The sequence below is a fragment of the Falsiroseomonas sp. E2-1-a20 genome, assembly GCF_051433195.1.
GTDB lineage: Bacteria > Pseudomonadota > Alphaproteobacteria > Acetobacterales > Acetobacteraceae > Falsiroseomonas.
Genome location: NZ_JBHMFT010000218.1, coordinates 1 through 315, shown reverse-complemented (window position 1 = coordinate 315; position 315 = coordinate 1). Strand labels below are relative to the sequence as shown.

Genomic DNA, 315 nt, shown 5'->3' with positions numbered 1-315 from the left:
CACGGCCGCTGTCACCTCAGGCGGCGCAGCCCTCGCCAGACCGGCTGCAGGACCTGCTTCATCGCTGTCCGCATGCGTGGATTGGCTGCGAGATAGCTGCGGAACGGACTGCTGGTGCGCCAGAAGGTACTGGCCTCCATGGCGGCGAGGCGCCCCTCGCAGTCGCGGAGCAAGGCCTCGGCCTCCGCGGCGCGCGCTTCGCTGCGGCGAAGCGCCGAACCGGCAACCACGGAAAACGCGCCGCCACCGCTGTTCCGGCGCACCAGGGCCTGCGTCTGGAGCGGCGCCCCGTAGAAGCTTTGGAAGGCCTTGATG

Annotated in this window: 1 protein-coding gene; it reads right to left on the bottom strand. The window is 70.5% G+C overall.

Annotated features, from left to right (window positions below):
• Positions 1–11: 11 nt before the first annotated feature.
• Positions 12–315 (bottom strand): hypothetical protein (locus ACFHPP_RS31440; protein WP_437167141.1); only part of this gene is annotated, 304 nt, incomplete at its 5' end.